At 42.4% G+C, this 7,905-nt stretch carries 7 protein-coding genes and 1 pseudogene; 1 reads left to right on the top strand and 7 read right to left on the bottom strand.

Going from position 1 to position 7,905, the window contains the following annotated elements; genetic code table 11:
• The 3 genes and pseudogenes from AB5Y54_RS17525 to AB5Y54_RS17515 all read right to left on the bottom strand — a co-directional run.
• A pseudogene (locus AB5Y54_RS17525) lies at nt 1-475 on the bottom strand (hypothetical protein); the annotation flags it as partial.
• A gap of 12 nt (nt 476-487) precedes the next feature.
• On the bottom strand, nt 488-964 hold the full coding sequence (locus AB5Y54_RS17520) for a TIR domain-containing protein (RefSeq protein ID WP_202016963.1): 477 nt from the start codon (nt 962-964) through the stop codon (nt 488-490).
• A gap of 2 nt (nt 965-966) precedes the next feature.
• The gene (locus AB5Y54_RS17515; protein ID WP_202016964.1) at nt 967-2,412 is read right to left on the bottom strand and encodes an SIR2 family protein; all 1,446 of its coding nucleotides are present in this window, start codon (nt 2,410-2,412) and stop codon (nt 967-969) included.
• 186 nt (nt 2,413-2,598) lie between these two features.
• On the opposite strand from AB5Y54_RS17515, the gene AB5Y54_RS17510 reads away from it, so the two are divergent.
• Nucleotides 2,599-3,780, top strand: a complete 1,182-nt coding sequence (locus AB5Y54_RS17510) for a toll/interleukin-1 receptor domain-containing protein (protein WP_202016965.1) — start codon at nt 2,599-2,601, stop codon at nt 3,778-3,780.
• 188 nt (nt 3,781-3,968) lie between these two features.
• Here the strand turns inward: AB5Y54_RS17510 and AB5Y54_RS17505 are convergent, their stop codons facing one another.
• From AB5Y54_RS17505 to AB5Y54_RS17490, 4 genes are all read right to left on the bottom strand, one after another.
• Complete coding sequence (locus tag AB5Y54_RS17505; RefSeq protein WP_202016966.1) at nt 3,969-4,289, bottom strand: hypothetical protein; 321 nt, start codon at nt 4,287-4,289, stop codon at nt 3,969-3,971.
• Between the two features lie 612 nt (nt 4,290-4,901).
• Nucleotides 4,902-5,894 (bottom strand): hypothetical protein, encoded by a 993-nt coding sequence (locus AB5Y54_RS17500; RefSeq protein WP_202016967.1) that lies wholly within the window; start codon nt 5,892-5,894, stop codon nt 4,902-4,904.
• A gap of 15 nt (nt 5,895-5,909) precedes the next feature.
• The gene (locus AB5Y54_RS17495; protein WP_202016978.1) at nt 5,910-6,788 is read right to left on the bottom strand and encodes a hypothetical protein; all 879 of its coding nucleotides are present in this window, start codon (nt 6,786-6,788) and stop codon (nt 5,910-5,912) included.
• A gap of 64 nt (nt 6,789-6,852) precedes the next feature.
• The gene (locus AB5Y54_RS17490) at nt 6,853-7,800 is read right to left on the bottom strand and encodes an IS30-like element ISAs2 family transposase (protein WP_019706001.1); all 948 of its coding nucleotides are present in this window, start codon (nt 7,798-7,800) and stop codon (nt 6,853-6,855) included.
• Nucleotides 7,801-7,905: the final 105 nt, after the last annotated feature.

The raw sequence follows: 7,905 nt of genomic DNA, 5'->3' as shown, positions 1-7,905 counted from the left end.
TCAAGGCATTTACGGGAGAAAAAATCGGCTCAAACATGAAGAAATGAAATGACTGCGTCAGCCGAGAAGAATTTCCCCGCTTATTCGCACCTTCCTTAGGCTTGTGTCCATCAAAGAAGCCCAGCTCCCATGGCATCCATTTCGAGTTGGATGCATTGTCGGTGGCGATATACATCATAGAACTAGAGGATTTCATACGTGCCCGGAGGACGGCTGCGGTCTCCTTGTTCACCGAGCTGCGATTTAGTTGGCGATCGACAACCCAATCAACATAGACCCGCAATCCTTGTTTCTGCAATAGCGCCATCACCCCCAAAACAAGGTCGGCGTCATCAATAGAGTGAGAAAGAAAGATATCGAACTTTTCGTGTTCCTTGTAGCTCTCAAATCCTTCCCTTAGAACAGTTTGAGCTGTGCGAGAACCGCGAGCAGCTGCGGCAGCTGCACGTGCTTCGCTTTTGGTAAAAAAGGCCATTTCGTATCCAGGTTATAAGAGTTGTTGTTTGATGGCGTTTTCTATCCAAGTCGCCAAGTTGTTCTTGATATCGTTATAAGCGTCGTTAAAGCTGGGTTCATATACGAGTGGCTTAATGACTCGATCGCCTCGCTTGAAGGTGATTAGGTCGAAAGGATTCGCCCCTTTTGTCCCGAAGCCGTGACGTGGGCAATTCAGTCGATGGATATGAACGCCTACCACGGCCTTGCCTTGTTGCCAAGCCCTCTGGATCTCGTATTTAACCCATGGACGATTGGCTGTTTGACTGCCGATCAGTACTACTAGGCAGGATTTACCATCTAGATTCTGATCGATCCAATTCTTCACTCCCTGCTCGGTACGCTTAATTTGTTCCCAAGTATTAGGGCTGACTGGTTCGTCACCTTCCAGTAACCCCATGTTACGAATCTGCTGTACCCGCATAACATCGTTATCAAAGTGAAAGCTATAAAAGACCTTGCGTTTCATATCTAACCTCCAAGTTTCTTTAAAATGAATAGAACCTTTTTCTCGATCTTTGCCCGGTCGGTTGAGAGATCTGCAAGTTGGGCCACTTCAGTTTCCAACCAAGGGTTCTGGACAAAATATTTTTCTGGATTCTGAAGCATCTCGTCTGCCAGCTCTTTGGCCATGTAGCCAGTGATACCAAGTGGAAGTACAGCAACACCAGTATCCTGAGCAATTTGAAATTCCCTACGTACCCCGCTAGCATTGACGATCTGTCCATCATTGACTTTGTTACCAAAGAGAAACAGGGCGATACCAGAAAGGCCTATCATGCGGTGCCGATACTCATCCCACAGCTCGGCCAGCTCTTTACCATTTGATGGGTGCTGTGGGAATGGTCGCATGATCAGCTGATCCTCTGAGTATTTATCAGGCTTGGTGTAGATAGCATCAAGAGCACCATTGATGACTGCGCTGCCAATTCCCCATCCGAAACCATTGACAACTCGATAACCTGCTTTCACTAAAGATGCAGAGAGTGTATGCACAAAGTTTAATGCTTCCTGCTTGTCCCAAGTTCCATATTCTTCTGCACTACCAGATATAAAGATGGTCTTCTTACGGAAGCGGCTTTCGATCTCCTTCAAGATGACCGGAATATCCTCGTAGTCATCGACGAGCACTGCCTGAATGCCAAACCGGAGTAGGTCGCGAATATGGTGCTCTTGCCGGCGCTGCCTATACATTGCGTTGGCTTCATCTTCTTTTCCTTGTCGCATAGCAGGCTCTTTGCGAAGGAAACAGTAGTGAGTACGCCTATGCATGTCCGGCACATGTAAACGACTCAGTATGTAATCGAGATTTGGATCCGTGAAGCTGAAGCCAATAAAGAGGAATGTTTTGGAAATTAGGTCTCCACTAAGTGCTGTTACAAAGCCTTCATGGGTCTTGTAGTACTGTTCATACTGTGCCTTGTAGAGTACAGCTGCATTTGGCGAATCCACGTCGCCATGCATTTTGTAAACGACAGCATCTCGTTTAGGTCGGGTGGTAATTAGGTCGTCAGTCTTACGCTTGATATCTGCGACGCGATAGTTATCTTTAAGGCTATCCTCGATTAGAGTATCATAGTTGGTTGTCCAATATGTTCTGATGGGAAGGCGTGCTAGAATTCTATGAGCCTCCGAGGGTTCCGCCTGTTCCGAAAATTCTTCTAAAATTTTTCGAGCTAGACCAGTTGAACTGTTCTTTTTGTTGACATGGTATTGCGCAACAGAAATCAGGTCGTGCTCTAACTCAACGGATAGCCCTAGCTCTTCTGCAATCTCACGTAACAGCTCACTCCAGTTCACGAAGCCGCTAGTCTTAGATAGGCCTGCACCAGCAAACACGGCGGCAGCACCTTCTTCAAGATCTTTAACATAAGTTTTAATGAAGGCTTCGATTTCAGCTGAAAAGTGGGTACTCATACTTTTAGGTGTTCCTGTTAAAATATGGTCAATTAGTATCATACGGAGAGTAAATTTTCTGTCAATCTACAAGATAGTAAATTTGTGATATCCATTAATAAAATTGAGTAGATGGTACTTCCTGTTTTTAGTATTGTATGCTTCATCAAATTAACAATATACTATCTGATATAGTAGTGAACTGAAATGTCTGGGATAACTAAACGAAAATATAATGCTGAAGATGTTAGATTCCAAAAGGAATTTAAAGCTATTTTAAATAAAGTGGCACTTGTATTACCTCAAGAATATGTCAAAGAGACTATTCTTGAACTATATATATCGTTCTTTCCTAATCACTGGGAGAAATTAAAGTCTAGGTATACCAATTTTTTGGAAAAAGATCAGTTTCTTCTTAAGGTAGGTAAGAAGGCACGATATAATCATAAAAAGCCACACTCATTTTTCTATAGCTTACCTAAAGTTAAATTGATGCTTTCTGATGGTTACAAGAAAAAACATTATGAGCAGTTTGAAGAGGGTAAATTAATTACTGCCATAAACAATTTAAAATCTAAAAGCAAAAAAATAAAAAAGGTCTCATCTGAGATACAATCAGTCGACCCCGTCTTTCTCGATTATTTCATCTATTCTTATCATAAGGTAGGTGCAAGTTTAGGAGACAAGTTAGAAATACTGAATGAGTTGAAAAAATATAGAACAAATAAGGTTGTAACGTTTTTTCAAAAAATAAACGAAGCCGAAAAAAATAACCAACTAAGAGATATTGCATTTATTCACTTGCAATCATTAAACGTATATGTGAAAAAAAGAAGTAAGTTCAAAGGTAAGATTAAGTCATACCAAACACAAACATTCAGTTTTGATGGGACTCCAGAATCATTGTTTAATAAAATAAAAGAGAAAGAAATTCAATCAAGAAAAGAATATGAAATATTCATATCTCACAGCTACCTAGATAATAAGTTAGTCATTGAAATAAAGAATGAATTGAACCGTCATGGCTTTAATATATATTGTGATTGGACAAGTGATAGTGACTTTCTGAAAAGGGAGTTGGCAGGCTCATATACAGAATTAGTATTAAAACATAGAGTAAGCTCATCACAAAAAATTCTTTTTATTCAAACTGAAAATTCAATAAAATCAGACGGAGGGTTTTCCTCTGAGTGGGTTAGAATGGAGATTGATTATGCTAATGAAATTGGGAAAGAAATATGTTGTATTAATTTTACTGATTACCAACCTATTTCTAGGGCAATGATTAATATGAAATATGATGTTCCATTTACGTTAGCACCTGCGGAAATGAGTACTTTGAATTTGGTGAAAGGTAAAAAATATTTACTCACTGAGCAAAACGAATGATTGCGCCCCTCCTGCCTCTCTAGGCACTTTAAGTCATTCTAGGTTCGGAATTTTTACTCTACTAACGATTCCCAGTTGTTAAAATTGATAATCACCCCCGATCAGCATTCAATGGATTGCGAGCACATCATTTCCACTGTCTGATTAGGTGGTTTATTTTCATGGAATGGTGTATGGAACTATATTTCTCAACTCATATTGGAAAGAAGGCGCCTCATTTCATCTTCAGGGCTGTACTGCTTACAGGGGTCTTGCGCTTTCTTTAATACATGATTGATTTTTCTAGTCATACTGATATGCGAAGAATCGAAATCTTGTTGGCATCGATCTAATGCTCGCTCAATTGCAATTTGAGCTAAAAATAATCCATTGCCATGTAAAATTTCATTGGATTTTTTTATAGCACCTTTGTACATAGTATCTAGAGTATCCTCACTTTTAGCCCGTTTGAAGCGAATAAGCATGTTTTCATAAGAGAAATATTGCATGTCATCGATATTTTTTGTCATATGCTTGTCCTTATATGAAGGGAAAAATTGGCATGGTGCTATTGCCTACATGATAATGCTTGAATAGAACTTAATCAAATAGAAGGGCACGGGAAAAGAATATTTCAGTGATGATACCATGTTGGTCATGCGGAAGGGCTCGGTCATTGAAGTATAATCATGTAGTAGTCAACTAACCGACATTCCGCACCTATTTTGGGATTTGTTTTCGACGGAGATGACTACACGTTCGTCGATGATGCCGGTCCAGAGCGATGTAATGGAACTGGTGAGAAAGATACTTGAAAGCCAACGCTCATGTCCTCACCGCCCTGTTCCTAACGTGGAAATTCACTCAACTGAACAGTGAATCGCCCCTACATTTCATAGACATCTCAAGAGCGACTCTCACTTCTTTGTGGAGTGAATGCTTCGAGCTCTTTGATCCACCAAACGAAAGTGGCAATAGAAAGCGTATAGTGATTGTTGCAAAACATTAGGGAAGGTGCAAATAAGTACCTCGTGCGCAAAAAACTGCAAAATTTAGTAATTTAATATAAATAGGTTACAACGACATGTTTTCGTGCCAAGTGACTTGTTTACCTTCCCTAACTTCACTGGCTGATTCATACGTTAGTAGTCTGCGTGTTTCACGCTTTTCAAAAATGCTTTCATATTTGCATTAGGTTGCTCAATTTCGAAGTTACTACCATACCGCTCTTGTAATTTTGGCCATAAATAACTTAATAGCCTTCTCCTACGATAAAATGGATGTATCCAAACGGTAGATAGGTACGGGCCGTTTACATTTGAATTGTTGATAGTGACTAGCCCAACTAAACATTGTCGTCGACCGCTATTATCCATTGACTGTATTTCTTCGATAAATGGATATGCGACTACATCAATCCAACCATCATCAGTTGTATCCCATTGCATTCCGTCATGACATTCATTTGACTGATAGCGACGTAAAGCTACACACGCGAGCTTCTGCCAGTCTGGAGAGATAATTGTGATCTCTTCATCATATGACGCCCCTACGGGGGCGGGAATTGGTCTGATTAATCCAGCATGGCATTCATTATAGAACTTCATGTCTGCATCAAAAACGTTGGTTTGCTCCATGTGCGCGACATTCAAAAATAGCTCTGGTAATAGTGTATCTGCGCTATACTCTTTTTTTATTATTGTCAGTCTAGCATTTTTCTTATTAAGGCCACGAGTTACGGTGTTTCGATCAATGCTAACAACATGGAATAATCCGTCGGGGAGGTTAGTGAACCATGATGGGGTCTCTGCCCAAAATAGCATGCCTGTGGTACATCTTAAAAGTTTAATTAAATTAATACAGGCTTCCTCACTATTCCTTCCATTAATATTGAGCATTCTAGGATTAAAATATAGCCTAACTGTATTAGGATGTGCAGCTTCGCAAAATTTCTGTATGGAATTTAGCACTTGATGCCTACAGGAGTCATCATGGCTGGTAATAACTAGGGGAGTATTATCATCGTTAATATGATTTTCAATGATGCAATCTATTGCTAAGCTTACTGCTTTGTGGATCACTTCAGTTGAATTTAACGATTCTAAAAAAATTGTCTTTTGTGTACGAATATCCATATATCACCTGCTCTATTAAAAATCATGAATGAACGATTTTTCATCTGGTTGTAACACAGCAGTTTTATTCATTGCTTCATCTAAACTGTTGTAGAGCGCATCTGCTAGGCTTGATGCATCCTCAATCAGCGTTTCAAGAATCTGATCCGTTATCAATACTAGTTTTCCTTCTTTATCCTTCCCACCACGATGTACTAAGTGATTTCGATTGAGGGTTGCCAACTCAATAGCTTCAATAGGCCAGTCTTTTTTTACTTTGATGTCGAATGTAGCTTTATAACGGTCGATTATCTTTTTAGTGCTATGCCAGCTTGCACTGATTAAGTGTTCTTTGATCGACTTGATTAGCTCTTCCCTTATTTTCTCGATGGGTTCACCCTTGAAGGGCAACGCGGCAATCTCTTTGCTTACTTTAAATTCAGTCTTACCTTTTTCTATACAATCCGCTATGTAAACATCATCTTTCTCTATAGAGTTAATAAATAGTTCAACATAGAGTGTTTCCAAAGCTGTAATAACATTCGTGTAGAGCAAACTAAGTAAGTGGTCTTTTTGTTGTTGCTCAGTTTTATCTTTCGCAAGTGCTTTGATTTTATCTATGTTGTCAATGAATTTTATATACGGCTTGCCGGAAGATGTTACAGCATCGTAGATATCATCATCGTACCAATCATCTACATTATTTGAGTTTCCAGACCAGTCAAAGCATTGCATTTGTAATTCATCTACTAATTCCTCGATATACTCAAACTTAACGTATTGATCGAACATGGCTTGTAGCTCTTCGCTCGCATCATACGGCCCACCATATATATAAGCATAGCCACCTTCTTTACCATCATACGGACAAGAATTTGCTGGATCCTCGAAGTTTGCAAAGAACCAGTTTCTCATTACTTCGAGCTGATTTTCTTTGCTTATGTACTTCGCGAATTCAACTTCGAAGTGCGACACTCGCCTATGCCGCCTGACGGTACTCTTCGAATACCTTGACAGGCTGCCTGAATCCGAGACATTTCCGAGGTCGTAGGTTGAGCCACTGCTCCGCTCTCCTGACATCCTCGTCCGTGACCTCTCTCAGGTCTGTTCCCTTTGGGATAAACTGCCTCAACAGCCCATTGCTGTTCTCGTTCAGACCGCGCTCCCACGAAGAGTAAGGGTGCGCAAAGTAAGTCTCGGCACCCAGCGCTTCCTCTATCGCCTTGTGTTCGGCAAACTCGCCGCCGTTGTCAAAGGTGATGGTATGCACCTGCTCGATGTAGGGCGTTAACATCTCGATTATCGCATCCCGCACCACCCCAGCCTGTTTGCTCGCGACCCGCTTGACCAGATAGAGCCGGCTCTTGCGCTCCACCAGGGTGACCAGTGCACCTGTGCCTTGCTTGCCCAGCACCGTGTCCGCCTCCCAATCACCGAGCCGCTCCCGGCTATCGACGATAGCCGGCCGTTCATCAATAGAGCGGGCTTCCTTGATGGGAGAACGCAGGCTGCTCGCCCCCTTGCGGTAGCGCTTGTGGCCCTGGCGCAGATGGCGGTACAACTGGCCACCCCGGGCTTTGTCGGCGGCCACATGGCGGTATATCCACTCGTGACTCACCATGAGGCCTATCTGCTTGCCCACCGCGCTTATCTGCTCCGGGCTCCACCACCAGGCGAGTGTCAGCTCGACAAACTGGATGACATCGGCAGATAGCCGAGATTTGGCCGCACTGGCCCGTCGGTGGGTGGCGTGCTGATGCGCATTGTCTGGCTGGTAGCCCTGCGGCCCGGCGTTACGACGCAGCTCCCGGTAGAGGGTGGAGCGATGAACGCCAATGGCGCGTGCGGTGGCAAGGATGGACATCCCCTGTGCGCGAAGCACCGATAACTGGTATCGTTGCCCCTCGGTCAACTGCTGATAGCTCATGGTGATACTGCTTTTACTTTGGCGAGCAGAAGGGTACCACCAATCAGCAGTTGGCCACCTCTCGCCATTCATCCATGAGTGTCGCACTTATTATCTGAATTCCCG

This window comes from Aeromonas sp. s9, assembly GCF_040907765.1.
Lineage (GTDB): Bacteria > Pseudomonadota > Gammaproteobacteria > Enterobacterales > Aeromonadaceae > Aeromonas > Aeromonas caviae.
This window is presented reverse-complemented; position numbering and strand designations above follow the sequence as displayed.

What these genes read in the sequence shown, in the direction of transcription:
- AB5Y54_RS17520 (WP_202016963.1), bottom strand. Translation starts at nt 964, where the DNA reads ATGAAACGCAAGGTCTTTTATAGCTTTCACTTTGATAACGATGTTATG.
- AB5Y54_RS17515 (WP_202016964.1), bottom strand. Translation starts at nt 2,412, where the DNA reads ATGAGTACCCACTTTTCAGCTGAAATCGAAGCCTTCATTAAAACTTAT.
- AB5Y54_RS17510 (WP_202016965.1), top strand. Translation starts at nt 2,599, where the DNA reads ATGTCTGGGATAACTAAACGAAAATATAATGCTGAAGATGTTAGATTC.
- AB5Y54_RS17505 (WP_202016966.1), bottom strand. Translation starts at nt 4,289, where the DNA reads ATGACAAAAAATATCGATGACATGCAATATTTCTCTTATGAAAACATG.
- AB5Y54_RS17500 (WP_202016967.1), bottom strand. Translation starts at nt 5,894, where the DNA reads ATGGATATTCGTACACAAAAGACAATTTTTTTAGAATCGTTAAATTCA.
- AB5Y54_RS17495 (WP_202016978.1), bottom strand. Translation starts at nt 6,788, where the DNA reads ATGAGAAACTGGTTCTTTGCAAACTTCGAGGATCCAGCAAATTCTTGT.
- AB5Y54_RS17490 (WP_019706001.1), bottom strand. Translation starts at nt 7,800, where the DNA reads ATGAGCTATCAGCAGTTGACCGAGGGGCAACGATACCAGTTATCGGTG.